This window comes from Streptomyces sp. NPDC091287, assembly GCF_044768525.1.
Classification (GTDB): Bacteria; Actinomycetota; Actinomycetes; order Streptomycetales; family Streptomycetaceae; genus Streptomyces.
The window spans coordinates 129,018-153,145 of record NZ_JBIVUV010000002.1; the positions used below are offsets into that span (position 1 = coordinate 129,018).

The 24,128-nt window shown below is 70.7% G+C and carries 26 protein-coding genes; 10 read left to right on the plus strand and 16 right to left on the minus strand.

Annotation, left to right across the window (positions count from 1 at the left end):
• The 6 genes from ACIQRW_RS03420 to ACIQRW_RS03445 form a co-directional block, all read right to left on the minus strand.
• Positions 1-465 (minus strand): helix-turn-helix domain-containing protein (locus ACIQRW_RS03420; protein ID WP_403753757.1); only part of this gene is annotated, 465 nt, incomplete at its 3' end.
• 200 nt (positions 466-665) lie between these two features.
• Positions 666-1,016 carry a hypothetical protein gene (locus ACIQRW_RS03425; RefSeq protein WP_403753760.1) on the minus strand — a complete coding sequence of 117 codons (351 nt, stop codon included), beginning with the start codon at positions 1,014-1,016 and terminating at the stop codon, positions 666-668.
• A gap of 82 nt (positions 1,017-1,098) precedes the next feature.
• Positions 1,099-1,671, minus strand: coding sequence for an O-methyltransferase (locus ACIQRW_RS03430; RefSeq protein WP_403753763.1), 573 nt, complete (start codon positions 1,669-1,671; stop codon positions 1,099-1,101).
• A 27-nt stretch (positions 1,672-1,698) separates the two neighbouring features.
• Complete coding sequence (locus ACIQRW_RS03435; RefSeq protein WP_403753766.1) at positions 1,699-2,565, minus strand: DUF6879 family protein; 867 nt, start codon at positions 2,563-2,565, stop codon at positions 1,699-1,701.
• A gap of 555 nt (positions 2,566-3,120) precedes the next feature.
• A complete protein-coding gene (locus ACIQRW_RS03440; RefSeq protein WP_403753769.1) occupies positions 3,121-3,333 on the minus strand; it encodes a DUF397 domain-containing protein in 213 nt (70 codons plus the stop codon).
• Positions 3,334-3,336: 3 nt separating this feature from the next.
• Positions 3,337-4,215 (minus strand): helix-turn-helix domain-containing protein, encoded by an 879-nt coding sequence (locus ACIQRW_RS03445; protein ID WP_403753772.1) that lies wholly within the window; start codon positions 4,213-4,215, stop codon positions 3,337-3,339.
• Positions 4,216-4,457: 242 nt separating this feature from the next.
• Between ACIQRW_RS03445 and ACIQRW_RS03450 the strand changes: the two genes are divergently transcribed.
• On the plus strand, positions 4,458-4,754 hold the full coding sequence (locus ACIQRW_RS03450) for a recombinase family protein (RefSeq protein ID WP_403753775.1): 297 nt from the start codon (positions 4,458-4,460) through the stop codon (positions 4,752-4,754).
• Complete coding sequence (locus ACIQRW_RS03455; RefSeq protein ID WP_403753778.1) at positions 4,751-5,317, plus strand: ATP-binding protein; 567 nt, start codon at positions 4,751-4,753, stop codon at positions 5,315-5,317. Before ACIQRW_RS03450 ends, ACIQRW_RS03455 begins: the two co-directional genes overlap by 4 nt.
• Before the next feature lie 96 nt (positions 5,318-5,413).
• Here the strand turns inward: ACIQRW_RS03455 and ACIQRW_RS03460 are convergent, their stop codons facing one another.
• Positions 5,414-6,682, minus strand: a complete 1,269-nt coding sequence (locus ACIQRW_RS03460) for an Ig-like domain-containing protein (protein ID WP_403753782.1) — start codon at positions 6,680-6,682, stop codon at positions 5,414-5,416.
• 235 nt (positions 6,683-6,917) lie between these two features.
• Positions 6,918-7,322, minus strand: a complete 405-nt coding sequence (locus ACIQRW_RS03465) for a hypothetical protein (protein WP_403754403.1) — start codon at positions 7,320-7,322, stop codon at positions 6,918-6,920.
• 153 nt (positions 7,323-7,475) lie between these two features.
• On the opposite strand from ACIQRW_RS03465, the gene ACIQRW_RS03470 reads away from it, so the two are divergent.
• Positions 7,476-7,790, plus strand: a complete 315-nt coding sequence (locus ACIQRW_RS03470) for a hypothetical protein (RefSeq protein WP_403753785.1) — start codon at positions 7,476-7,478, stop codon at positions 7,788-7,790.
• A 100-nt stretch (positions 7,791-7,890) separates the two neighbouring features.
• Here the strand turns inward: ACIQRW_RS03470 and hutH are convergent, their stop codons facing one another.
• Entirely contained in the window at positions 7,891-9,441 is a 1,551-nt protein-coding gene (gene hutH, locus ACIQRW_RS03475) for a histidine ammonia-lyase (RefSeq protein ID WP_403753788.1), read from the minus strand.
• Between the two features lie 122 nt (positions 9,442-9,563).
• Between hutH and ACIQRW_RS03480 the strand changes: the two genes are divergently transcribed.
• Complete coding sequence (locus tag ACIQRW_RS03480; protein ID WP_403753791.1) at positions 9,564-10,301, plus strand: translation initiation factor IF-2; 738 nt, start codon at positions 9,564-9,566, stop codon at positions 10,299-10,301.
• Positions 10,302-10,393: 92 nt separating this feature from the next.
• On the opposite strand, the gene ACIQRW_RS03485 is transcribed toward ACIQRW_RS03480, so the two are convergent.
• From ACIQRW_RS03485 to ACIQRW_RS03500, 4 genes are all read right to left on the minus strand, one after another.
• Positions 10,394-11,548 carry a diguanylate cyclase domain-containing protein gene (locus ACIQRW_RS03485; RefSeq protein ID WP_403753794.1) on the minus strand — a complete coding sequence of 385 codons (1,155 nt, stop codon included), beginning with the start codon at positions 11,546-11,548 and terminating at the stop codon, positions 10,394-10,396.
• A gap of 104 nt (positions 11,549-11,652) precedes the next feature.
• Positions 11,653-12,465, minus strand: a complete 813-nt coding sequence (locus tag ACIQRW_RS03490; RefSeq protein ID WP_007458812.1) for an enoyl-CoA hydratase/isomerase family protein — start codon at positions 12,463-12,465, stop codon at positions 11,653-11,655.
• A gap of 168 nt (positions 12,466-12,633) precedes the next feature.
• The gene (locus ACIQRW_RS03495; RefSeq protein WP_215102396.1) at positions 12,634-13,833 is read right to left on the minus strand and encodes an adenylate/guanylate cyclase domain-containing protein; all 1,200 of its coding nucleotides are present in this window, start codon (positions 13,831-13,833) and stop codon (positions 12,634-12,636) included.
• Between the two features lie 178 nt (positions 13,834-14,011).
• Positions 14,012-14,881 (minus strand): biotin--[acetyl-CoA-carboxylase] ligase, encoded by an 870-nt coding sequence (locus ACIQRW_RS03500; RefSeq protein WP_403753798.1) that lies wholly within the window; start codon positions 14,879-14,881, stop codon positions 14,012-14,014.
• Between the two features lie 155 nt (positions 14,882-15,036).
• Here ACIQRW_RS03500 and ACIQRW_RS03505 point away from each other — a divergent pair, with 155 nt between their 5' ends.
• From ACIQRW_RS03505 to ACIQRW_RS03520, 4 genes are all read left to right on the plus strand, one after another.
• Positions 15,037-16,617: an acyl-CoA carboxylase subunit beta gene (locus ACIQRW_RS03505; protein WP_403753801.1), complete on the plus strand. Its 1,581-nt coding sequence runs from the start codon at positions 15,037-15,039 to the stop codon at positions 16,615-16,617.
• 36 nt (positions 16,618-16,653) lie between these two features.
• Positions 16,654-16,860, plus strand: a complete 207-nt coding sequence (locus ACIQRW_RS03510) for an acyl-CoA carboxylase epsilon subunit (protein WP_403753804.1) — start codon at positions 16,654-16,656, stop codon at positions 16,858-16,860.
• Positions 16,861-16,949: 89 nt separating this feature from the next.
• Positions 16,950-17,078: a morphogenic membrane protein MmpB gene (mmpB, locus tag ACIQRW_RS03515; RefSeq protein WP_403753807.1), complete on the plus strand. Its 129-nt coding sequence runs from the start codon at positions 16,950-16,952 to the stop codon at positions 17,076-17,078.
• A 47-nt stretch (positions 17,079-17,125) separates the two neighbouring features.
• Positions 17,126-17,737, plus strand: coding sequence for a nucleoside triphosphate pyrophosphatase (locus ACIQRW_RS03520; protein WP_215102404.1), 612 nt, complete (start codon positions 17,126-17,128; stop codon positions 17,735-17,737).
• Between the two features lie 146 nt (positions 17,738-17,883).
• Here ACIQRW_RS03520 and ACIQRW_RS03525 read toward each other — a convergent pair whose 3' ends face one another.
• On the minus strand, positions 17,884-18,330 hold the full coding sequence (locus tag ACIQRW_RS03525) for a hypothetical protein (RefSeq protein WP_403753810.1): 447 nt from the start codon (positions 18,328-18,330) through the stop codon (positions 17,884-17,886).
• A gap of 354 nt (positions 18,331-18,684) precedes the next feature.
• Here ACIQRW_RS03525 and ACIQRW_RS03530 point away from each other — a divergent pair, with 354 nt between their 5' ends.
• Together ACIQRW_RS03530 and ACIQRW_RS03535 are read left to right on the plus strand one after the other, a co-directional pair.
• Entirely contained in the window at positions 18,685-20,439 is a 1,755-nt protein-coding gene (locus ACIQRW_RS03530) for an acetyl/propionyl/methylcrotonyl-CoA carboxylase subunit alpha (protein ID WP_403753813.1), read from the plus strand.
• A 120-nt stretch (positions 20,440-20,559) separates the two neighbouring features.
• Complete coding sequence (locus tag ACIQRW_RS03535; RefSeq protein WP_403753816.1) at positions 20,560-21,156, plus strand: TetR/AcrR family transcriptional regulator; 597 nt, start codon at positions 20,560-20,562, stop codon at positions 21,154-21,156.
• A gap of 141 nt (positions 21,157-21,297) precedes the next feature.
• On the opposite strand, the gene ACIQRW_RS03540 is transcribed toward ACIQRW_RS03535, so the two are convergent.
• The gene (locus ACIQRW_RS03540; protein ID WP_215102412.1) at positions 21,298-22,257 is read right to left on the minus strand and encodes a DeoR/GlpR family DNA-binding transcription regulator; all 960 of its coding nucleotides are present in this window, start codon (positions 22,255-22,257) and stop codon (positions 21,298-21,300) included.
• A gap of 195 nt (positions 22,258-22,452) precedes the next feature.
• Positions 22,453-23,892: an NAD(P)H-quinone dehydrogenase gene (locus ACIQRW_RS03545; protein ID WP_403753819.1), complete on the minus strand. Its 1,440-nt coding sequence runs from the start codon at positions 23,890-23,892 to the stop codon at positions 22,453-22,455.
• Positions 23,893-24,128 lie beyond the last annotated feature (236 nt).

Genomic DNA, 24,128 nt, shown 5'->3' on the forward strand with positions numbered 1-24,128 from the left:
GAGGCGCTTCGCGATGAACCGGGCCCGCCAGCGGTCCACGGTCGACCTGTCGATGCCGAGGTCGGCCGCAGCCTGCTGATTCGTCCCACCCTCCGCACAGCGCAGCACGATCCTGGCACGCAACGCGAGGAACTGAGCGGTCTTGGCCCGCCGCGCCCACTGCTGCAGCTGCCTGCGCTCAGTCTCGTCGAGGATCAGGTCGGCCTTCGGCCGGCCAATCCACCCGGCGTCCTCAAGCCCGGCCATCCGCTCCACCGCGAAAGCCCGACGCCACTTGCCGACCGTCTTGGCCTGGACACCCACGAGCCGTGCGACACCAGCGTTTGACATGCCCTCAGCGCACGCCAGGATGATGCGGGCCTTCTCAGCCGAGCGCCGGTGCGGCACCTCTGTCCGGCGCAACAACTCGGCACGCTCGGCCTCGGACAACGTGATCGCCACAGCAGAAGGCCCCGAATGCGACATGACAACAGGGTACTTACTAACCCTCAGGATTTCTGGCGCATCACACTAGTGCCACATCAGGCAACGTTTGCCCTGTTGCGACATGACGTGCCGTTCGAACGCCGGCTCGGGCGGCGAGGTGTTGCAGGCAATGCGGTCGGTAGAACGAGTACGCGCCACGCGAGACCCATAACGCCGAAGCGTGACGCCTGCCGGTTCCACTACCGACGGGCGGTTTCCTGCACGCTGAGCAACAACCCGTCCTCCATCACGGCAGTCACCACCCGCACGTCCACGACGGAGCCGTCCACGATGTGGCGCTCCAGGAATCGGTACGCCTCGGGGGTAATGCTGGTGACTCCCTCAATATGGATCGACAGACCAGGCTGGCTGCCACCCGCACCGCGCAGGGATTCTTCCAGCGTCTCAAGGTCGAGGATCGCTCCACCTGTCGTCACGAGCACGAAGGACTCGTGGTGTGCGACCAGGAATGCGTCGAGGCTTTCGGCCTCTCCGTCCCTCAGCCACGCAGTCAGCCGGTCATGGTGTCGAGCCAAGAAGTTCTCGTTCATCCCCCAACTGTGGCAGTTGATGCCTACTGTCCGACGGGCAGGGAGCGGTATCACTCCAGGGCGAACGTTGCTTGATGCGGCACTAGAGGCGGCGAGCCGCAACAACCGTCGAACTGACGGGTGTTGTGAGTATCTCAGTGGCGACCAGCGCTGGATGATTGAGGTAGAACAGGCGGAGCTCATCCACTACGCCGCCGAAACGAGGCGGCCAATGGGGCGATGGGGTGAAGTCGTCCAGGATGAGAAGGCCACCAGGAGCAAGCAGCTCGACGACCCCCTCGGGGTCGTCACGCTTGCCTCCGCCGTCGCAGAAGAAGACATCGAAGGGGGCATGCTGCTCAAGCAGCCGCCAGTCACCGGTGAGGACGCTGACGCGGCCGTCGTCCGCGAAGACACCGGCCGCTCGATGGGCCAGCTCCTCGTCACGCTCCACCGTGACCAGGCGGGCACCGGCGCCGAGCCCACTGTGCAGCCAGGCGGTACCCACGCCCGAGCCGGTGCCACTCTCCGCAATGACTCCGTGGGGTTTCGCAGCAGCGGCCAGCCTCAGCAACCTGCCCACCTCAGGAATGCAACTTTTCTTGAAACCCGTCTCGGTAGCGACACGCTCCGCGGCCACCACGCGAGGCGGAACCGCACGCTCTGGCGTGAGCACAAATCCCCCTTCACCGTGAACACGACGCTATCCGCCAGCAGAGACGTCCGTACGGAGTTTCGCCTGTCCAGACCCGGCGAAATGCCCGGTCGTCAGCCGATTGTCCACGATCCGCACCCGTTCGAACCGCTTGCCGCTGTCCACTATGCGCCGCACGTTGGGCTTGGGAAGGACTGCACGCAGGTGCGAGACCCTGCTCACGGCGCCGACGAACGCCGGTCGCTCGGGCAGCAGATGGGTGATCAGCAGTGAGGACGGACGCTCGCGCGGCGTGAACGCTTCGGCGACCTTGGCAAAGTACGTGTCGAGCCGCGCACGATCAGCGGAGAACGTACGGTCCCGAGATCGTCGTGCCGAGTGATCCGCAGAGTCCGCTGCCTGCCAGTGGCGCCGAGCCCCGGTGCACCTGCCGGCGATGCGAGGCCGTGCGATGGGGGCGTGCGGCGCTCCGGTTCGTCGCGGTCGCCCGTAAGTGGCGTGAGCTGGTCGAGGAGACGGGGCTGACTCTCCGGGTCGCCCGACTTCCCCGGCGGTGTCACCCGTCCGCAGGAACTCCTGGTACGACGGCATAGCCTGATCGGACGCGTACCCGCTCCGAGTCTCCAGCCGCCAAGCGGTTTGCTCGAACCCATCGTTGATGAACTCGCTGATCTTCTGCTGCGGAACGAACTCCGGCACGTACGTGACCTCCTTCGGCGAGAAGTTCGCCAGCAGCGCCCGCGGCACCACCACGAACGCTTCTCCCTCCTTGACGAACTTGAGCTGCGCCACGTCCGTGGGATCGGTCACCTCGTCCCCCTGTACGAGCGCTTCCCCACTGTCCAGGTCCTCGTACAGGGTCGGGCAGTCGCCCACTCCGGACGTGCTTCCGAGGACCCGCAGACGCCTGGCCATGACCGTTCCCCTCGTCGTCGGACACAACAGCGCAAGCATGATGATCCGAAGGGGGCTCTGTCCGGGGTGATTCTGAATTATTCGCATGCTGGGAACACGGAGAAGCCCCCGCACCGCTGCCCTGCGGAGGGAGACGAGCACGGGGGCCCTGTGGGTTGATCAGCCATTCAGCACCTTTTGTTGCTCTGCCCTCGGCGTCCGACAAGGCGGGGGAGCGCCTCGGTGGGCCGGCAGGGCCATCCGAGAAGCGGGTGAGTGACGACGAAGTAGTGGGCGCTGACGTGGCCCCGCTGTTTGTCGAGGATGAGCGGGGCCCCATCGCGGTAGACGTAGCGGAGGTAGCGGCGTCGGATCGGTGCCCCGGCAATCAGCAACACTGGTAAGGCGACAAGGATGGCCAGCGGGATCAGGGCCTTCACGACCCTGATCCTGACTCTCTCGGCTCTCTTCTCATAGCGCATGCGCCCAGTAAGGCACGGCGACCCGGCATGGTGAAGCGCCCGGCCGGGACGACCGGCCGGGCGCTCTTGGGGCTGCGTGCGGGGAGGGCTCGTGCTACGACCGCTTGAACGCGCCGCCCACAACGCCGCCTTCGAACGCGGCCCACTCACCGGAGGTGAAGACCAGGGCAAGGCCGTTGCCCTGGTCCTTGGAGTCACGCATGGCCACGCGACCATCGCCGAGGAAAGCGACCTCGACGCACTCGGCCTGGCCGTTGCTGCGAGTGCTCTTGCGCCACACCGCGCCCGTCAGGTCGGAACTCTTCACTTTCTACAGCTCCCTTGTGGCTTGGAGTAGAAGGCCCTGTGTCGCCTCGTGATTCAAGGCAGAGCCCCAGATCGCTTCGAAGGCTGCGTCATAGCGATCGATCTCGTGGGGCTTGTCGAGGTACAGGGCCCCGGTGAAGCCCTCCACGTAGACCGTGGGAGGCTCCGTGTCCCGACCGTCACCGTTGGTCGGGAAGCGCATCTTGACGAACGGGCCGGACATGATCCCAGCGTGCAGGCCCGCCCTGAACGGCACGACACGGACAGCCACGTTGTCCAGCTCGTTCAACTCGACCAGACGTTCCAGCTGACTGCCCATCACCTTGGTTCCCCCTACAGGGCGGCGAAGAACAGCCTCGTTCAGTGCGACTTCCACGGTGGGTGCCGCCGTCACCCTGGTCACGAGCGCTTGCCGTGCAATGCGCACTTCTACGCGCCGCGCGATTTCCTCGTCCGGCACTCCGGGGTTGTCGTTGCGAATCAAGGTTTCGGCGTAATCCGGCGTCTGGAGAAGCCCTGGCACCAGTTCGGACGAATACCAAGACAGACGTTCGGCCGCCTCTTCGAGCCCGATATAGAGATCGAAGCCCTCGGGGATCACGTCGCCGTAAGCGTGCCACCAGCCCCGGTTCTTCGTCTCCTTCGCCAGCCCCATCAGGCCCTTGGTCAGTTCGGGATCCGCCCCGTACGTCCGGCACATTGCCTCGACGTCAAGGCTGCGAAGCGACACCTGGCCCGTCTCGATGCGCCAGATCTTCGGCTCCGACCACTCCAGCTGCTTGGCTGCGGCGCGCACCGTCAGGCGCGAGGCATTGCGCAAGTCGCGCAGGTGCCGACCGAGTTGTCGCCGAGGCACGGTCGAACCAGTCGTTGCGCCACTCACAGGCGGCCGCCTTCCTTCAATACGGATGCCTCTTGCACCCGAAATGTAATGGCCGGGGGTTCCGGTTCGCAATGTCGCATGAGAGTTCGAGTACTGCGAATCGATTGTTAAAAAATGTAGTCTTGCATAATAGAGCCCTTCAATGCTTCACTCGGTGACCCACAGAACTGTCACGATCACGCCGTGTGATCGCAGGCGTGGCGAGGGGACCGAGCGCGATGAACCCGCTGATCTTTGGCTACATGCGAGTGCCCGACGACATGAGCGACGAGGAGGCCAAGCAGAAACAGGACGACCTCAGCGCCTACGCCGAGACCAACGGCTTCCACCTCGCGACCGTGTTCTACGAGTACGTGCCAGGCGTGCAGTACGCGTTCACGGAGTTGGTCGAGGCCGTCAAGCGCGCCGAGGCCAAGCACGTGGTCGTGCCGTCCTACCGCGAGCTGGCGCTCAACCGGTCGCTCCAGGACGCCATGCTCACGCACCTCTCGTACGCCACCGGCGGCGCGGAAGTCATCAGCCTGGACGACCGCTCATGACGCGTCAGGAGGTGCCCTACCAGCCAGAGCATGTGCGTTTCGTCGACCAACTCTCCGTGACCGCCGTGCGGTCGGCCATCTCGACCTCGCGTCGCTTCCTACGGTTCGCTCTCGCCAAGTGGCACGCGGATCTCATCGAGGACGACGTCCTTCTCGTCTCTTCGGAGCTGGTCACCAACGCCGTCGCCATCACCGGAGTGGTGGCCGAGAAGCCGACGTGGGGCGAGCTGGAGCGGCTCGACCTCGTCCACGTCCGTCTCGTCGGCCTGCGGGACAGCATCGTCATCGAGGTGTGGGACGTATCCGGCGAGCCCCCCGCGCTCAAGCGTGCCGACGACGACGCCGAGGGCGGGCGCGGGCTGTTCCTCGTACAGCGGCTTGCGCGGCGCTGGGGTTCCTTCCGCGCCGGGGGCGGAAAGGCAGTATGGGCCGAGCTGGCCGTGCGGCCGCCCTTGCCGCGGCGGCAGGAGACCAGGCATCCCATTCCCCGGCCGACGGCGACGGCAGGGCCCGACGCCGCATTCCTCCGCCGCGTCCTCACGGGGCTGGACACAGCGCCATAGGGACACCGGACACGCCGAAGGCGGCGGTCCCGGAGTCTTCCGGGGCCGCCGCCTTCGGGCGGGGACGGGGGGTGCCGATGAGGAACGGCGGTGGGATCAGGCCTGGGAGCCGGCCGTCCACTCGGACCAGCTCATGTTCCAGCCATTGAGGCCGTTGTCCGGGGTGATGGTCTTGTCCGGGGAGTTCTTGACGATGACCACGTCGCCGACGATCGAGTTGTCGTAGAACCAGGCGCCGGGGGCGCTGGGGTCGTTCGCGCCCTTCACATCGGCGAGGCCCACGCAGCCGTGGCTGGTGTTGGCGTTGCCGAAGATGCCCTTGCCCCAGTAGTTGCCGTGGATGAAGGTGCCCGACGTGGACAGGCGCATGGCGTGCGGCACGTCCTTGATGTCGTACTCGCCCTTGCCGTCGTCATCGGTGAAGCCGACGGTGGCGCCGTTCATCCGGGTCTCCTTGTGCTTCTCGGAGATCACCATCTGACCGTTGTACGTGGGGTTCTCGGGCGAGCCCGCGGAGATCGGGATCGTCTTGATCGTCTTGCCGTCGCGGGTGACCGTCATCGTCTTGGCCTTCACGTCGACGGTGGAGACCTGGTCACGGCCGACCTTGAAGGTCACGGTCTTCTGCTGGACGCCGAAGACGCCGTCCGCACCCTCGACGCCGTCGAGGGCCAGCTTCAGGGTGACGGTGGAGCCGCCCTGCCAGTAGTTCTCCGGGCGCAGGTCCAGGCGCTGGGAGTTGAACCAGTGGCCGACGACTTCCTGGCCGCTGCTGGAGGTCACGGTGATGCCGGCCTGGACGGCCTTCTTGTCCGTGATCGCCTTGTTGAAGTTGATCGAGACGGGCATCCCGACGCCGACCGTGGAGCCGTCCTCGGGGGTGAAGTTCCCGATGAAGCTGTTGTCGGGCGAGACGGTGGTGAAGGAGCTGTTCTCGTGGGCCTCACGGCCCTTCGAGTCGGCCGCCGTGGCGTCGATCTTGTACGTGGTGGACCGCTCCAGCTGGCCCGCGGGCTTCCAGCTGGACCCGTCGGCCGCCAGCGTGCCCTCGACCGGGTCGCCGTCCGCCGTGGTCATGACGACCTTGGTCAGCTTGCCCTTGGCAACGGTGACCTGAGCCGCGTTGTTGATGCTGGCATTGGTCGCGCCGTTCTTCGGCTTGATCGCTATCTGCGCCTCGGAGGCGTCCGCGGCTGCCGCCTCGTCCACCTCCTGCTGCGACGACTCCGAGCTCCCGGCGTTCGTCTTGCCGCCCTTGTCGCCGTCGTCGCTACAGGCCGAAAGCACCAGCACGCCGCCGAGCAGTGCGGACATGGCCATGAGGCCCCTGCGCCGCTTGCTGTCCGTCATCACACGCTTCTCCATCGTTGCCGATTCCCCAGAATCCCCGGACGGGGCCGCCAGGCCGCTATTCCCCGTCAATGTTCCAAGAACACCCGGAAAGGGTGCTCCGTTCCACATCCACGACAGATGTGGGGAACACCACTCATCGACGCGTCCCCGGCAGCGGTGGTTCCCGCGACCCGGCCCCGCTTTCCGCCGGCGCCCGGCGCGGCCCCGGTCCGCCGGTGAGCGGGTCCGGGGCCGGTGTTCTCACACGTCACACCCGTTGCGCGGGGTCACCGTCCTCGCCGTCGTTCTTCCCATTGTGCGCGACCGCGCCGCCGTACCCCTCCTCGTCGTCCCCGTCCGGCGGCAGGAAGAGGTCCTCGTCGCCGTCGTCCGCTCCGTCCCAGCCCTCCGCGTCGGGGTCGTACTCGATGCTCTCGCTGCTCCAGGAGGCCTGGGCCAGCTCGACCCCGGGCACCTCGCTGACCAGGTCGAAGGGATCGACCAGCGAGGCGAGGGCCTCCGCACCGTCTGCCCGGACCGTGGCCTCTGCATGCATCCGCTCCTCGGCGGTGTCGCTCCCGGCGACCGCCGCGACGGGCTCCCCGTACTCGGCGGCGATGGATTCGAGGGCGGTGCCGGTCAGGGCGTCGAGGTCGGTGACCTCCAGCACCATCTCCACGCGAAGTCGAACAAACCTGGATGTCTCTTCTGTGCTCATAGGCCGGAGCGTAAGGCCCGCCGAGGCCGCGACTTTCCACCGACCCGCTGCTTTGCTTAGCATCGGCCCACGGGGCTAACTCATGGTTGTCGCAAGGGGATCGAATCTGTGTCCGTCGCTCGTCGCACACTGCTGACCACCACCGCCGCAGGCACCCTGCTGGCCGCTCTCTGGTTCGTCCCGTCGGCCAACGCGACCGGTGAGAACGGCGCTCAGGGCGCCCCGGCCGCCGCGTCCGACCGAGCCGCCGAACGGCCCGCGGGGAGCTCCGACGACGCCTCCGGCGCGCTCCTCGCCGACACCGGTCCGGGGCCGGACACGACGCCGTATCTCATCGGCGGCACAGCCCTGTTGGGCCTCGGCGCGGGCTTCGTCACGTACTCGGTGCGCCGCTCCGGCGCCGGGACGCGCCCGGCGCTCTGAGCATCCCGCTACGTACGCGAGAGGGCTCCCGTACGTACGCGAGAGGGCTCCCGCAACAATGGCGCGGGGGCCCTCTTCCGTGCGTACGTACGGGACCGGCTCAGGCCAGCGGCCCCGTGACCGGCTCCACGGCCGCGACCAGGCGCCCCTGCCGTACGAACGTGTCGGCGGCGGCCAGGTCCGGCGCGAGGAAGCGGTCCGGGCCCGGACCCTCGGCGCCGGCGGCCCGCAGCGCGTCCACGGCGGCCTGCGAGGCGGGGGCGGGGGTCAGGCCCTGGGCGGCGCGGATCTCGACGGCGCGGGTCGCGGCGTACAGCTCGACGGCGACGATCCGGGCCAGGTTGTCCACGGCCGTACGGAGTTTGCGCGCCGCGGACCAGCCCATGGAGACGTGGTCCTCCTGCATCGCGGAGGACGGGATCGAGTCGGCGGAGGCGGGGACCGCGAGCCGCTTCATCTCGCTGACCAGGGCGGCCTGGGTGTACTGGGCGATCATAAGGCCCGAGTCGACCCCGGCGTCGTCCGCGAGGAACGGCGGCAGGCCGTGCGAGCGGTTCTTGTCGAGCAGCCGGTCGGTACGGCGTTCGCAGATCGAGCCGAGGTCGGCGGCGACGATCGCGAGGAAGTCCAGGACGTACGCGACGGGCGCGCCGTGGAAGTTGCCGTTGGACTCCACCCGGCCGTCGCCGAGCACCACCGGGTTGTCGACGGAGGAGGCCAGCTCGCGGCCCGCGACGACGGCCGCGTAGTCGAGGGTGTCCCGGCCCGCGCCGTTGACCTGGGGCGCGCAGCGCACCGAGTAGGCGTCCTGGACCCGGGGCGCGTCGTCCTGGTGATGGCCTGTCAGGCCCGAGCCCGCCAGGATCCGCAGCATGTTGTCCGCGCTGACGCCCTGGCCGGGGTGCGGGCGGATGGCGTGCAGCTCGGGGGCGAGGACCTTGTCCGTGCCGAGCAGCGCCTCCAGGGAGAGGGCGGCGGTGATGTCGGCCGAGGTGTAGAGGTTCTTCAGGTCGGCGAGGGCCATGACCAGCATGCCGAGCATGCCGTCGGTGCCGTTGAGGAGGGCCAGGCCCTCCTTCTCGCGGAGCTCGACCGGGGTGATGCCGTGCGCGGCGAGGAGCTCGCCCGCCGGGCGGACGGTGCCGTCGGGGCCCTCCGCGTCACCCTCGCCCATCAGGGTGAGCGCGCAGTGCGAGAGCGGGGCCAGGTCGCCGGAGCAGCCGAGCGAGCCGTATTCGTGGACGACGGGCGTGATGCCCGCGTTCAGCACGTCGGCCATGGTCTGCGCGACCTCGGGGCGTACGCCGGTGTGGCCGGAGGCGACCGTCTTCAGCCGGAGGAACATCAGCGCGCGGACGACCTCGCGCTCGACGCGGGGGCCCATGCCGGCCGCGTGCGAGCGGACGATGTTGCGCTGGAGCCGCGCCCGCAGTTCCGGGCTGATGTGGCGGCTGGCGAGGGCGCCGAAGCCGGTGGAGACGCCGTAGACCGGCTCGGGCTTGGCGGCGAGCGCGTCCACGATGAGACGGGCGGCGGCCAGGGCCTCCACGGCGGCGGCGGAGAGCTCGACCCGGGCGCCGTGGCGGGCCACGGCGACGACGTCCTCGGCGGTGGTTCCGGACGTCCCCACCACAACAGTGTGCATATCCATATTCAGCAGCGTACGTATTGAAAGCCTTCATGTCACTAGTGGTGCCCCGCAGGGCCCCTTACGGGACAGGGTGAGTACGTGAGCGCCTTGCCCGCCGCGCGCGCTGCCGGAAGGCTGCACGCATGCGTCGACTCCTGCTGCTCGCCCCGTTGTTGCTGTTCTCCGTCTCCGGCTGCGGAATGTTCCAGTCCTCCGAGGGCGAGGCCACGGACTCCGCGCGGGACGTGGCCAGGAAGGCGGGCGAGCGGCTCTACGGTCAGCGTCCGCGCACGGCGGAGGAGGTCGGGTACATCGCCTCCGGCATCGAGGGGGTGGAGGTGCTGCGGGTGAAGGGCGCCTCGACCCGCGACGGGGACGGCGTCGAGGTGGTCGTCCGCACGTCCGGCACGGCGTACGACCAGAAGTTCGACCCCGAGCCGGTCACCGTGCGGCGCTGTTTCGCGGTCCGGGTGTCGCCGAAGTCCCGGTGGCGCGAGGACCCGCGCGACGTGGACTGCCCGGACGGCCCCCGGCTGACCTTCGCGCCGCCGCCCGAACCGCCCGCGCTGCCGTACGAGGAGCTGCGCGTGAAGCTTCCCCGGGTGCCGGAGGGCGGCCGGGTGGACGAGGCCGAGGTGCGCCGGGCGGTCGCCGCGCTGGACCTGGACGAGGCGATCCGTACCGAGGTGAAGGCGGGCGCCGACCGGGTCGGTGTCCTCCTGTCGGTGGAGGGCAACGGCTACGACCCGCAGGACTGCCTCCTCGGCCGGGTCGGCCCGGGCGCCACCGAGGTGTGGGTGCCGTCCCGGATACAGCGGATGCGCGGAGAGGGCGGCTGCACGATCCAGAACGCCCTGGACCGGATGCCGCCACCGCACTGAGGCCCGACGCGCCTCCGCGCGCCGAGACCCGATGCGCCACCGCGCGCCGGTCGTCGCGCCCGCGCTCAGCCCGAGCGGCGGCGCGCCCGGGCTCACGGCCTGTTGCCGCGCAGCCTGCGCCGGTCGTGCGCGGACTTCGGCGGGGAGTCCGCGAGCCGGATGACCTCGCCGTCCCGCCCGGCCACCACGGGGCCCAGCGAGCGGGCGGCCTTGGCCCGGTACTGGGCGGCGTCCGCGAGCCGGAAGAGCCGGCGGGCCGAGCGCACCGGGCCGATCGGGTCGCCGGTGGAGGCGACCCCGCAGGCGACCCCGTCGCCCAGCTCGATCACCGCCGCCCGGTCGCACAGCTCAGTGGCGACGCCGACCACCGCGTCGGCCGGGGGGCCCGCCGCCAGCAGGCAGAACTCGTCGCCGCCCAGCCGGGCCGCCAGCGCCTCCGGCAGCATCGCCCCGCACAGCGACAGCACGGAGCCGAAACGTTCCAGCAGACGGTCGCCGACGGCGTGGCCGTGGGTGTCGTTCACCGCCTTGAGGCCGTTCAGATCGCAGACGACGAGGCTGACGACCGTGTCGTCGACCCGATGCCGCTCGACGGCCTCGTCGAGCCGGATGTCGACCGCGCGACGGTTCGCCAGACCGGTCAGCGGGTCGGTGAAGGCCAGCTTGCGGACCTCCTCCAGGCGCTCGGTCTGGGCGATCCCGGAGGCCACGACGGCGGCGAGCACGGTCGCGAAGTTCGCGTCGGCCCGGTCGAAGACGGGCCGCCCGGCCTGCCGCGCCACATACAGCTCGCCCCACGCCCGGCCGTGCAGCACGATCGGCGCGACCACGCAGCAGCCCCGGCCGCGCCGCCGGAGCGCCGCGACCCGCTGGTGGCAGTACGGGCGGGCGCCGCGCGCCGGACCGCCCGCGCCGGGCTGCCCGTCGGCGGTCTCCACCCAGGCGTCGGGCTCGCCGCCGCCGGCCCAGCGCTCGTGCAGGAACTCGGTGATCTCCGGGAACTCATGGACCGGGTAGGCCTCCTCCTCGGGGAACTCCTCCTCCCCCTCGGCCCGTTGCCCCGCGTTCACCAGCACCCGCAGCCTGCCCCGGTCCCGCTCCCACACGGAGAGCGCGGCGAAACTGCCGCTCAGCGCCTCACAGGCGCCCAGCGCCGCCGCCCGCCACGATTCGCGCGGCGTGTAGGCCGCGGCCATGGTCTGCGCAAGCGAAACCACGGCTCGCAGCCGCTCATCGTCACCACCCATTTCTACAGCTTATGTAGATTTGTTCCCTTTTGATCAGTTTGAAGCGTAACTAATTTCAACTATTTCCCGGCAGTGCTCTCACTCTGCGTAACAAGCATTCCGGTTCACTCGCCGGGCCAGTCGGGGCGCCGCTTCTCGTTGAACGCGGCCACCCCCTCCGCCCGGTCCCCGGAGAAGGCCACCGACCGCCAGGCCGCGTCCTCCACCTCCAGGCCCGCCCGCAGGTCGAGCCCCTGCCCCAGCCGGAGCGCCTTCTTGGCCGCACGCAGCCCGACCGGCGAGTTGGCGGCGATCCGGCCGCCCAGCGCGAGGGCCTCCTCGCGGTCCCGGCCCGCCTCGACCAGCTCGTCGACCAGCCCCAGCTCGCGGGCCTCGGCGGCCTCGACGCGGCGGGCGCTGAACACCAGCTCGGCGGCGCGCGCCGCCCCCACCCGGCGCGGCAGCAGTTGCGTACCGCCGCCGCCCGGGATGACGCCCACGGACACCTCGGGCAGCCCGACCACGGCGGTGGCGTCGGCGACGATCACATCGCAGGCGAGGGCGAGTTCGAAGCCGCCGCCGAGGGCGAAGCCGTGCACGGCGGCGATCACCGGCATCGGCAGCTCCAGGACCCCGGTGTAGGCGGCGCGGGCGGTGGGCCGCTGACGTACGAGGTCGGCGTCGGTGAAGGAGTTGCGCTCCTTGAGGTCCGCGCCCACGCAGAAGGCCCGCTCGTGGCTGGAGGTCAGGACGGTGGCCCGGACGTCCCGGTCGGCGCCGAGTGCGTCGCAGGCGGCGGCGATGGAGCGGGCCATGTCGGTGGAGACGGCGTTCATGGCCTTGGGCCGGTCGAGGACCAGCTCGGCGACGTGGTCCTGCCCCTCGTGCCGTCGTACGACGACGAACTCCCCGTACCGCTGCTCGGACGTGACGGTCATGGCTGCACCCCTGTCATGGACGGCCTGTTAACGAGCGTTACCGTCACGGATCCTAGACAGGACGTGCCCGCCCCCGACAGGGCGGGACGGGGCCGGGGACGTAACGACCGGGACGGAGGCGTGACGACGGGCCTGACGGCAGGGGCGCGACCAAGGGGCGGGCCGCGCTCAGGAGCCGGTCTTCCCCCGCCGGGCCAGCAGCCACGGCTCCACCACACCGAGCCCGCGCACCGGGCGCTGCCACATCGGCTGGAGCCCGAAGCGGTACGTCGGCAGCGGCGGCTCGTCGTCGGGCTCGCGGCCCTCCTTCTCGGCGACCCGGGCCCGCTCGGCGGCGGCCGCGACGGCCTCGGCGGCCTGCGCCTCGGACTCCGGGGCGTCGCCGTGCCTGACCAGCTCCTTGGCGAACGCCCCGTCGACCAGGACGGCGTCCTTCGGCGCTATCGAGGTGAGCCGGCTGGCGAGGTTCACCGTGGTGCCGAAGACATCGCCCATCCGGGTGGTGACCGTGCCGAAGGCGATGCCGACGCGCAGGGCGGGCATCGTCTCGTCCTGGGACATGGCCTCGATCAGCCGGAGCGCTATCTCGGCGGCGGTGCCCGCGTCGTCGGCGGCGAAGAGGACCTCGTCGCCGAGGGTCTTGATGAGCCGGCCGCCGTGCGCGGCGACCAGGTCGGCGGCGGTCGTCTCGAAGGACTCGACCAGTTCGCCGAGCTCCTCCTCCTCAAGGCGCCGGGTCAGCCGGGTGAAGCCGACCAGGTCGGCGAAGCCGACGGCGAGCCGCCGGTCGACCATCTCCTCGTCGTCCGCGGCCTGTACGACCCGGCCGGTGGCGGCGGCGAGCTGGCGCCGCCACACGTAGACGAGGAACTCCTGGAGCTCCGGGAGCAGCAGCTCGACCAGCGGATACGTGACCTCGGTGCGGGTCATGCCGGGCTCGGGCGGCTCGGTCAGCCCCTCCAGGAACGAGTCGATCTGCCACTCGGCCAGCCGGGCGGTGGTCTGCCCGGTGGAGCGGGCGACCTGGATCGCCATCGGCTCGCTGAGCAGCCCCGCCTCGACGAGACCGGCGAGCCGCCGCAGGGCGAGCACGTCGGCCTCGGTGAGCGCCTTGGCCTGGCCGATGTCGGCGAAGCCCATGGCCCGCCAGAACCGGGAGGCCAGATCCATGGAGACCCCGGCGGTGCGGGCCGCCTGGAAGGGCGTGTAGCGCCGGTCGGCCCCCAGGATCAGCGCTTCGAGGCGGATGGCGAGGGGGTCGTCGGTCGGTTCCACCGTGTGGTCGACCTCGTGGTGGGGTGTGGCGTGGACCGAGGAGTCCGACCCGGGCTCCTCACCCGCGCCGGACGTCGTGTCGCCGACGGTCACCAGCCGCCTCCTGCCCGTTCCCTGCGCACTGCCCTGCCGATCTGTCGCTGGATCGCCTCAACGATACGGCAGGTGTGCCCCAGCTCACGTCCTTGGTTGTCCGTCATCGGTGCGTCGCGCGTGACATCTCAGGCATACGCGGTATCCACCGGTACGCCCGCCGGGGCCGCATGGCCGATCAGGTCAGGCCGCCCGCAGCGCCCCGCAGGTGGACGATGTCCCCGGCCGACACCGGCCGCTGGAGCCCGCCCTCGGTGGAGAGGACAAGACGCCCGTCCCCGTCGATCGCGACCGCCTCGCCGACCAGGGACGTCCCCCCCGGCAGCTCCGCCCGCACGGTCCGGTCCAGCGTCGCGCAGCCCGCCGCGTAGGCGGCCTGGAGCCCGCTCGCGGCCGCGTCGCCGTCCGCCGCCTTCCACCGCCCGTACCAGTCCTCCAGCGAGCGCAGGACGGCGCGCAGCAGGGTCTCCCGGTCGGTGGAGACCGCTCCGGCGAGCGCCAGCGACCCGGCGGTGGGTGCGGGCAGCTCGTCGGCGCGGAGCGAGACGTTGATGCCCAGGCCGACGACGATGCCGTTCCCGGCGAACTCGCCGAGGATGCCGCCCGTCTTGCGTTCCTTCCCCTCCACCGTGACCAGCAGGTCGTTGGGCCACTTCAGCGACATGTCGACACCCGCCGACTTCGCGAGCCCGGTCGCGGCGGCGACCCCGGCCAGCAGCGGCACCCACCCCCACCGCTCCACGGGGATGTCGCCGGGCTCCAGATAGACCGAGAAGAACAGCCCGGAGCGGGGCGGTGCGGTCCAGGTCCGCTCCAGCCGCCCGCGCCCGGCGGTCTGCTCCTCGGCGACCAGCACCGTGCCCTCGCCCGCCGCCCCGCCACGGGCCTGCCCGGCGAGGTCGGTGTTGGTGGATCCGGTGGACTCCACGACCTCCAGCGACGTCCACAGCGCGTCCGGCCGCAGCAGTCCGCGCCGCAGCGCGGTCACGTTGAGGGGCGGCCGGTCCAGGTCCGACCAGCGGTTGTGTGGCGCATCCGGGGGTGTCATGCAACCCAGCCTAGGTGTGGCAAAGGACGCACTGCCTTTCCGGAGGCGCGCCGATACCCTACGAGTCAGTAGCCAGAGCCGGACTGACGGCTGGCCGTCCCCCCGTGACCGGTGCCAGACGTCGTCCCCGTGACCAGGCAGGGAGCCGCCCCCCGATGTCCGAGCCGCTAAGCGACATCCACACCACCGCGGGCAAGCTCGCGGACCTGACGCGCCGCATCGACGAAGCGACGCACGCCGGTTCGGCCCGCGCGGTCGAGAAGCAGCACGCCAAGGGCAAACTGACGGCCCGTGAGCGGGTCGACCTGCTGCTGGACGAGGGCTCCTTCGTGGAGCTCGACGAGTTCGCCCGGCACCGCTCCACCAACTTCGGCATCGAGAAGAACCGCCCGTACGGGGACGGTGTCGTCACCGGTTACGGCACGGTCGACGGCCGCCCCGTCTGCGTGTACTCGCAGGACTTCACGATCTTCGGCGGTTCGCTCGGCGAGGTCTACGGCGAGAAGATCGTCAAGGTCATGGACTTCGCGCTGAAGACCGGCTGTCCGGTCATCGGCATCAACGACGGCGGCGGCGCGCGGATCCAGGAAGGCGTCGTCGCGCTCGGCCTGTTCGCCGAGATCTTCCGCCGCAACGTGCACGCCTCAGGGGTGATCCCGCAGATCTCGCTGATCGTCGGCCCGTGCGCGGGCGGTGCGGTCTACTCCCCCGCGATCACCGACTTCACGGTGATGGTCGACCAGACGTCGCACATGTTCATCACCGGCCCCGACGTCATCAAGACGGTCACCGGTGAGGACGTCGGCTTCGAGGAGCTGGGCGGCGCCCGTACGCACAACACCACCTCCGGGGTGGCGCACCACATGGCGGGCGACGAGAAGGACGCCATCGAGTACGTCAAGTCGCTGCTGTCGTACCTCCCGTCGAACAACCTCTCCGAGGCCCCGGTCTTCCCGGAGGAGGCGGACCTCGCCACCACCGACGAGGACCGCGAGCTGAACACGCTCATCCCGGACTCGGCGAACCAGCCGTACGACATGCACACCGCGATCGAGCACGTGCTGGACGACGGCGAGTTCCTGGAGACCCAGGCCCTGTTCGCGCCGAACATCATCACCGGCTTCGGCCGGGTCGAGGGCCACCCGGTCGGCATCGTCGCCAACCAGCCGATGCAGTTCGCCGGCTGCCTGGACATCAACGCCAGCGAGAAGGCGGCGCGCTTCGTCCGCACCTGCGACGCGTTCAACGTCCCCGTCATCACCTTCGTGGACGTGCCGGGCTTCCTGCCCGGCGTGGACCAGGAGTACGGCGGCATCATCCGGCGCGGCGCGAAGCTGATCTACGCCTACGCGGAGGCGACGGTCCCGCTGATCACCGTGATCACCCGCAAGGCCTTCGGCGGCGCGTACGACGTGATGGGCTCCAAGCACCTGGGCGCCGACCTGAACGTGGCCTGGCCGACCGCGCAGATCGCCGTCATGGGCGCGCAGGGCGCGGTCAACATCCTGCACCGCCGCACCATCGCCGCCGCCGAGGACCCGGACGCCACGCGCGCCGAGCTGATGACGGCGTACGAGGACGCACTGCTCAACCCGTACGTGGCGGCCGAGCGCGGCTACGTCGACGCGGTGATCATGCCGTCCGAGACGCGGGCCCATATCGTCAAGGGGCTGCGTCAGCTGCGTACGAAGCGGGAATCACTGCCTCCGAAGAAGCACGGCAACATCCCGCTCTAGCCGCGTCCCATCAGCCGCTCGCAGAAAGGTCTGCCCATGATCAAGGTCGTACGGGGCAACCCCACCCCGGAGGAGCTGGCCGCCGCACTGGCGGTGGTCCGGGCGCGCGCCGTGGCGGCGTCCGCCGTCTCGTCCGGCGCGCCGTTGCCGCCCGAGCAGTGGTCCGACCCGGGGCGCATCGCCCGCGGCGGCAGCCCGCAGCCGGGCCCCCGGGCCTGGGCGCGGACGTACTGGCCGGCCTGAGGCGCGCGAAGCCGCCCCCGTCCGCACGGGGGCGGCTTTGAGTACCCGTACTCAGGCGTAGGGGCGGGCGGCGCAGCAGGATCGGAAGCATGTTGTGGTCCGACCCCGAGAACAAGCCGCCGAAGGAACTGCGCGACGCCCAGGACATGATGCGCAGAGCGGGCGTCCTGGTGGCGCTGGCGATGCTGGTGGCGATGTTCGTCCTCGGCATCCGCTGAGAGGGTGGCGGGCCCGTGGCCGCCCGTCCCCCGCGCGCCCTTCTACGATGGCCCGCATGACTGATCAGCGCCGTCTCGTGCTCGCCTCCGCCTCCCCCGCCCGTCTCGGTCTGCTGCGGCAGGCCGGATTCGCTCCCGAGGTGATCGTCAGCGGGGTGGACGAGGACGCCCTGAGCGCACCGACCCCCGCCGAGCTGGCGCTCGTCCTGGCCCGGGCCAAGGCGGCGGCCGTCGCGGAGCGCGCCGAGGCGGCGGGCGCCCTGGTCATCGGCTGTGACTCGGTGCTGGAGCTGGACGGCGAGGCGCTGGGCAAGCCGGCCGACGCCGAGGAGGCCACCGCCCGCTGGAAGTCGATGCGCGGCCGGTCGGGCGTCCTGCGGACCGGGCACAGCGTGATCGACACCGCCTCGGGCCGTACGGCCTCGGCGACGGCGTCCACGGTCGTACGGTTCGGCGAGCCGAGCGACGCCGAGGTCGCCGCCTACGTGGCCTCGGGCGAACCGCTCCATGTCGCGGGGGCGTTCACCCTGGACGGCCGCTCGGCGCCGTTCGTCGACTCCATCGAGGGCGACCACGGCAATGTCATCGGGCTCTCGCTGCCGCTGCTGCGCCGACTGCTGGGCGAGCTGGACGTCTCCGTCACGGAGCTGTGGGTCTGATCCGTCACGGAGCTGTGGGTCTGATCCGTCACGGAGCTGTGGGTCTGATCCGTCACGGAGCTGTGAGTCTGATCCGTCACGGAGCTTGGTTCTGATCCGTAACGGAGTGCGGGTCCGAGACCCGCGGCGACCTCGGCGCACGCCTTCTAGGCCGTCCGGGCCTCCGCCGGGCCCGCCCCGCCGCTCACGCCGTCCTCGGCCCGGGTCTCGGGCCCGTACGCCAGCAGGGTGAGCACCAGCAGGGCCAGCACGAGCACCATGAACGCGAAGGCGCTCCAGCCCACCAGGCCGACGGTGACCGCGCCGAGGACGCCGTGCACGACCGCGCAGCCGATCAGGGCGACGCGTCCGAAGCGCCCCGGGGCGCGGTCGCGGGCCCCGGCCAGCAGGGCGATCAGCCCGCACAGGACCAGCAGCAGCCCGGAGACGCCGCCCATCACCCAGGTGCCGGTGGACATGGCGTCCGGGTCCAGGCCGGCGAGCGACATGTTCTGGTTCTCGGCGACCGTGGCCAGGACGGCGTTGATGAGCACGATGCCCACCGCCTCCCCGAACAGGACGAGCGCGGTCACTATCGCCACCGGTCTGCGCATGACCGATCCACCCCCTGTTACCTGCGGTACGTGCGTAGCGCGGACCCTACTCATGGGTATTCCTTCGGGCAAGGGGTCGGACAGGCCCGTACGCCGGGCAAAGAATCCATCGACCGTTCGTAGGGACCCCACAAAGAAATGCTGTGAGGCGTTGACCCTAAAGACAGAGACCTGCACCACACCGGCTGGTTACTGTGCGGTTGAGGATCGCGGCGTACCGTGGTGCCACAAGGGATTCCACTACTGGGGCAAGCCTCGGATCACACTCCGTGTGGGCAAGCTCACCAATGGGGACGGGTCGTACAGCCGTGTCGGTAGTCCCTAAACTCAGCTTGTTTCGAGGAGGGAGTCATCGTGCGCAAGGTGCTCATCGCCAACCGTGGCGAAATCGCTGTCCGCGTTGCTCGGGCGTGCCGGGACGCGGGGATCGCGAGCGTCGCGGTCTACGCCGAGCCGGACCGGGACGCGTTGCATGTCCGGGCCGCAGACGAGGCGTTCGCCCTGGGCGGTGACACCCCGGCCGCCAGCTACCTGGACATGGCCAAGGTGCTGCAGGCCGCCAAGGACTCGGAGGCGGACGCGATCCACCCCGGGTACGGATTCCTGTCGGAGAACGCGGAGTTCGCCCAGGCCGTCCTGGACGCCGGGCTGACCTGGATCGGCCCGCCGCCGCAGGCCATCCGCGACCTGGGCGACAAGGTGGCCGCCCGGCACATCGCCCAGCGCGCGGGGGCCCCGCTGGTGGCCGGCACCCCGGACCCGGTCTCCGGGTCCGACGAGGTCGTCGCGTTCGCCGAGCAGAACGGACTGCCGGTCGCGATCAAGGCCGCCTTCGGCGGCGGCGGTCGCGGCCTGAAGGTGGCCCGCACCCTGGAGGAGATCCCGGAGCTGTACGACTCCGCGGTGCGCGAGGCCGTCGCGGCGTTCGGCCGGGGCGAGTGCTTCGTCGAGCGCTACCTCGACAAGCCGCGCCACGTGGAGACCCAGTGCCTGGCCGACACCCACGGCAACGTGGTCGTCGTCTCCACCCGTGACTGCTCGCTCCAGCGCCGCCACCAGAAGCTCGTGGAGGAGGCCCCGGCCCCCTTCCTGACGCAGGCGCAGAACGACGAGCTGTACGCGGCGTCCAAGGCGATCCTCAAGGAGGCCGGCTACGTCGGCGCCGGGACGGTCGAGTTCCTCGTCGGCGTCGACGGCACGATCTCCTTCCTTGAGGTCAACACCCGCCTCCAGGTCGAGCACCCCGTCACCGAAGAGGTCACGGGCATCGACCTCGTACGCGAGATGTTCCGCATCGCCGACGGCGAGGAGCTCGGCTACGGCGACCCCGCCGTGCGCGGTCACTCCTTCGAGTTCCGTATCAACGGTGAGGACCCGGGCCGCGGCTTCCTGCCCGCCCCCGGCACCGTCACCACCTTCGCGCCGCCGACCGGCCCCGGCGTCCGCCTCGACGCGGGCGTCGAGTCCGGCTCGGTCATCGGCCCGGCCTGGGACTCCCTGCTCGCCAAGCTCATCGTGACCGGCGCGACCCGCGAACAGGCGCTCCAGCGCGCCGCCCGCGCGCTCGCCGAGTTCACCGTCGAGGGCATGGCCACCGCCATCCCGTTCCACCGTGCCGTCGTCGCGGACCCCGCCTTCACCGCGGACCCGTTCACCGTCCACACCCGGTGGATCGAGACCGAGTTCGTCAACGACATCAAGCCCTTCGCCGCCCCCGCCGACGCGGACACGGACGACGAGGCGGGCCGGGAGACCGTCGTCGTCGAGGTCGGCGGCAAGCGCCTGGAGGTGTCGCTGCCGTCCTCGCTGGGCATGTCGCTGGCCCGCACCGGCCTCGCCGCCGGCGCGAAGCCCAAGCGCCGCGCCGCGAAGAAGGCCGGCTCCGCCGCCTCGGGCGACAGCCTCGCCTCGCCCATGCAGGGCACCATCGTCAAGATCGCGGTGGAGGAGGGCCAGGAGGTCAAGGAGGGCGACCTCGTCGTCGTCCTGGAGGCCATGAAGATGGAGCAGCCGCTCAACGCGCACCGCTCCGGCACCGTCAAGAGCCTCACCGCCGAGGTCGGCGCCTCCGTCTCCTCCGGCGCCCTGATCTGCGAGATCAAGGACTGACCGCCCGCCGCACTCCGAAGGGGCCCGGTCCACGTCGTGACGACGCGGGCCGGGCCCCTTCGTCACAGTGGCATCCTGGAACCCACAGAAGGTCCGAGGACCGAGGGAGGGGCGGAAGCCATGGCAGGGGCGATCCCGATCGAGACGAGCACGGCACAACCGCCGGTCCGGCCGATGCGCGCGGACGCGCGCCGGAACCACGACCGGCTGGTGGGCGAGGCTCGCAGGTCCTTCGCCGAGCACGGCACGGACGCGTCGCTGGAGGACATCGCCCGCCGGGCGGGCGTGGGCATCGGCACCCTCTACCGGCACTTCCCGAACCGGGACGCCCTGATGAACGCGGTCTTCCAGGACGCCCTGAGTTCGCTCCTGGACCGCTCCCGGGAGCTGGCGGCGGCGGAAGCCCCGTGCCGGGCGCTGGTGGACTGGCTGGGCGCGATCGTCACTCATGCGGGTGAGTACCGCGGCCTGGCCCACGGCCTGATGTCCGCCTCGCGCAACGGGACCTCGGCACTCGTCCAGTGCCATCTGCCGCTCCGGGAGGCGGGCGCGGGGCTGCTGCGCCGGGCCCAGGAGAGCGGGTCGGTCCGGGCGGACGTCTCGATCGACGATCTGCTCCAGCTCACCAACGCGATCGCGCTGGCGGCCGAGCAGTCGCCCGATGACCCGGAGTTGGCGGAGCGGCTGCTGCGGCTGACGCTGCGCGGGCTGAAGTAGGGGGCGTGAACCCGGGGCTCCGCCCGTGCGCCCGGCGTGGTCGGCCGCTGCGCGGGGCCTCTCCCCGCCCCGCCCCTTCCCGAACCCGGGGCTCCGCCCCGGACCCCGCTCCTCAAACGCCGGAGGGGCTGAAAGGCGGCCCTACCGCCGCCGCAGGTCCGCCACGCGGGCCCGTTCGCCCGGTACGTCCGCCAAGGCGGAAGCGCTGCGGAGCTGCGGCCCGAGACCGCCGTTCTGCGTGCGCCGCTGGCCGGGGAGCGGCATGTCCCGGCGGGGCTGACGCCCCGGTGGGGGGCCGTCCCCGCCGGACGCGTCCGCGTCCGGGCCGGCCACCGTGATCTCCACACCCTGGTCCGCCAGGGACTGGAGCTCGGCGGCGGCCCGCTCGTCGTGGAGCGGGGGCTCGTCCGTCACCAGACGGGTGATCAGTTCGGTGGGCACCGTCTGGAACATGGTGTCCGAGCCGAGCTTGGTGTGGTCCGCCAGGACGACCACCTCCGCGGCGGCCTGCACGAGAGCCCGGTCGACACTGGCCGAGAGCATGTTGGAGGTGGACAGGCCACGCTCCGCCGTGAGTCCGCTCCCGGAGATGAAGGCCCGGGAGACCCGCAGCCCCTGGAGGGACTGCTCGGCCCCGCTGCCCACCAGCGCGTAGTTGCTCCCGCGCAGGGTGCCGCCGGTCATGACGACTTCGACCCGGTTGGCATGGGCCAACGCCTGGGCCACCAGCAGGGAGTTGGTGACGACGGTCAGACCGGGGACCCGCGCGAGCCGGCGGGCCAGCTCCTGCGTGGTCGTGCCGGCGCCGACCACAATGGCCTCGCCCTCGCCGACGAGGCCTGCGGCCAGGTCGGCGATGGCAGTCTTCTCCGCGGTGGAGAGATGGGATTTCTGCGGAAAGCCGGACTCCCGCGTAAAACCGCCCGGCAAGACCGCACCGCCGTGCCGGCGGTCGAGGAGTCCTTCTGCCTCCAGTGCCCGCACGTCCCGCCGTACGGTCACTTCGGAGGTCTGGACGACGCGGGCGAGCTCACGGAGCGATACCGCCCCGTTGGCACGCACCATTTCGAGGATCAACTGACGACGTTCTGCAGCGAACACGAAACTGACAGTAACCTGGCCGCCGGTGAGTTTTCAGCAGTTTGCGCCGAATAACAGAAGTTGTACTTCAAAGGGGCCTCCAAGTGGTATAGGAGGCCCCTTTGTTGTTCGGCGGTGATCGTCAAGCGATCGCCGCGCCGCCGGACTGCCGCCCAGTTGCGGCGAGATGCCGGAAATGCCGCGCTTCCCGGGCTCTCAGCCCTCGCCCGTGAGCTTGCGGGTGTGCAGCTGCCGGGCCACTTCGGCGATCGATCCGGACAGGGACGGGTACACGGTGAATGCGTTTGCGATCTGTTCCACCGTCAGGTTGTTGTCGACCGCGATCGAGATGGGGTGGATCAGCTCGCTGGCGCGCGGCGCGACCACGCAGCCGCCGACCACGATCCCCGTACCGGGGCGGCAGAAGATCTTGACGAAGCCGTCGCGGATGCCCTGCATCTTGGCGCGCGGGTTGCGCAGCAGCGGCAGCTTCACCATCCGGGCCTCGATCTTGCCCGCGTCCACCTCGGCCTGGCTGTAGCCGACGGTGGCGATCTCCGGGTCGGTGAAGACGTTGGCGGAGACGGCCTTGAGGTTCAGCGGGGCGACCGCGTCACCCAGGAAGTGGTACATCGCGATGCGGCCCTGCATCGCGGCGACCGAGGCCAGCGCGAAGATCCCGGTGACGTCACCGGCCGCGTAGACGCCGGGGGCGCTGGTGCGCGAGACCCGGTCGGTGAGGACGTGCCCGGACTCCTTGAGCCGTACGCCGGCCTCCTCCAGGCCCATGCCCGCGGTGTTCGGGATCGCCCCGACCGCCATCAGGCAGTGCGAGCCGGTGATGACCCGGCCGTCGGCCAGCGTCACCTCGACCCGGTCGCCGACGCGCTTGGCGGACTGGGCGCGGGAGCGGGCCATGACGTTCATCCCGCGGCGGCGGAAGACGTCCTCCAGGACGGCGGCGGCGTCCGGGTCCTCGCCGGGCAGTACCCGGTCGCGGGAGGAGACGAGGGTGACGCGCGAGCCGAGTGCCTGGTAGGCCCCGGCGAACTCGGCGCCGGTGACACCGGATCCGACGACGATGAGCTCCTCGGGAAGCTCGTCGAGGTCGTAGACCTGGGTCCAGTTCAGGATGCGCTCGCCGTCGGGCTGCGCGTCCGGGATCTCCCGGGGGTGGCCGCCGGTCGCTATCAGCACGGCGTCGGCGGTGAGCCGCTCCTCGGTGCCGTCGGCGGCGGTGACGACGACCTGGCGCGACCCGTCGGCGGCCTGGAGCCCGTCGAGCCGGCCCCGGCCGCGCATCACGCGGGCGCCGGCCCGGGTGACGGAGGCGGTGATGTCGTGGGACTGGGCGAGCGCGAGGCGCTTGACCCGGCGGTTGACCTTGCCGAGGTCCACGCCGACGACCCGGGCGGCCTGCTCCACGTGCGGGGTGTCGTCGGCGACGATGATGCCCAGCTCCTCGTACGAGGAGTCGAAGGTGGTCATCACCTCGGCCGTGGCGATCAGGGTCTTCGAGGGCACGCAGTCGGTGAGGACCGAGGCCCCGCCCAGACCGTCGCAGTCGACGACGGTCACCTCCGCGCCGAGCTGGGCGCCCACCAGGGCTGCCTCGTAGCCGCCGGGGCCGCCGCCGATGATCACGATCCGGGTCACGAAAAGTCCGCCTCGCGTTGTGTAACCCGCGGCCGTCTGCCGCCCCGGCCGGGGGTCCGGGGGATCGCCCCGGGGGAATGCAGTACGTACTCCATTGTCCCGCACGCGCCAAGGTGCTTCGCCCCGGGGCCCTCCATACGGGAAAGAGGGCGTCCGCCGCACGGGAACGAACCGCCGGGAACGAAACCGGGGACCCGCCCCGCACCCCCCCGACCGGGGCCTTCGTCACAGGAACC

What these genes read in the sequence shown, in the direction of transcription:
- ACIQRW_RS03425 (WP_403753760.1), bottom strand. Translation starts at nt 1,016, where the DNA reads ATGAACGAGAACTTCTTGGCTCGACACCATGACCGGCTGACTGCGTGG.
- ACIQRW_RS03435 (WP_403753766.1), bottom strand. Translation starts at nt 2,565, where the DNA reads ATGGCCAGGCGTCTGCGGGTCCTCGGAAGCACGTCCGGAGTGGGCGAC.
- ACIQRW_RS03450 (WP_403753775.1), top strand. Translation starts at nt 4,458, where the DNA reads ATGCGAGTGCCCGACGACATGAGCGACGAGGAGGCCAAGCAGAAACAG.
- ACIQRW_RS03455 (WP_403753778.1), top strand. Translation starts at nt 4,751, where the DNA reads ATGACGCGTCAGGAGGTGCCCTACCAGCCAGAGCATGTGCGTTTCGTC.
- ACIQRW_RS03460 (WP_403753782.1), bottom strand. Translation starts at nt 6,682, where the DNA reads ATGGAGAAGCGTGTGATGACGGACAGCAAGCGGCGCAGGGGCCTCATG.
- ACIQRW_RS03465 (WP_403754403.1), bottom strand. Translation starts at nt 7,322, where the DNA reads ATGGTGCTGGAGGTCACCGACCTCGACGCCCTGACCGGCACCGCCCTC.
- hutH (WP_403753788.1), bottom strand. Translation starts at nt 9,441, where the DNA reads ATGGATATGCACACTGTTGTGGTGGGGACGTCCGGAACCACCGCCGAG.
- ACIQRW_RS03480 (WP_403753791.1), top strand. Translation starts at nt 9,564, where the DNA reads ATGCGTCGACTCCTGCTGCTCGCCCCGTTGTTGCTGTTCTCCGTCTCC.
- ACIQRW_RS03485 (WP_403753794.1), bottom strand. Translation starts at nt 11,548, where the DNA reads ATGGGTGGTGACGATGAGCGGCTGCGAGCCGTGGTTTCGCTTGCGCAG.
- ACIQRW_RS03490 (WP_007458812.1), bottom strand. Translation starts at nt 12,465, where the DNA reads ATGACCGTCACGTCCGAGCAGCGGTACGGGGAGTTCGTCGTCGTACGA.
- ACIQRW_RS03500 (WP_403753798.1), bottom strand. Translation starts at nt 14,881, where the DNA reads ATGACACCCCCGGATGCGCCACACAACCGCTGGTCGGACCTGGACCGG.
- ACIQRW_RS03505 (WP_403753801.1), top strand. Translation starts at nt 15,037, where the DNA reads ATGTCCGAGCCGCTAAGCGACATCCACACCACCGCGGGCAAGCTCGCG.
- ACIQRW_RS03510 (WP_403753804.1), top strand. Translation starts at nt 16,654, where the DNA reads ATGATCAAGGTCGTACGGGGCAACCCCACCCCGGAGGAGCTGGCCGCC.
- mmpB (WP_403753807.1), top strand. Translation starts at nt 16,950, where the DNA reads ATGTTGTGGTCCGACCCCGAGAACAAGCCGCCGAAGGAACTGCGCGAC.
- ACIQRW_RS03520 (WP_215102404.1), top strand. Translation starts at nt 17,126, where the DNA reads ATGGCCCGCATGACTGATCAGCGCCGTCTCGTGCTCGCCTCCGCCTCC.
- ACIQRW_RS03525 (WP_403753810.1), bottom strand. Translation starts at nt 18,330, where the DNA reads ATGCGCAGACCGGTGGCGATAGTGACCGCGCTCGTCCTGTTCGGGGAG.
- ACIQRW_RS03535 (WP_403753816.1), top strand. Translation starts at nt 20,560, where the DNA reads ATGGCAGGGGCGATCCCGATCGAGACGAGCACGGCACAACCGCCGGTC.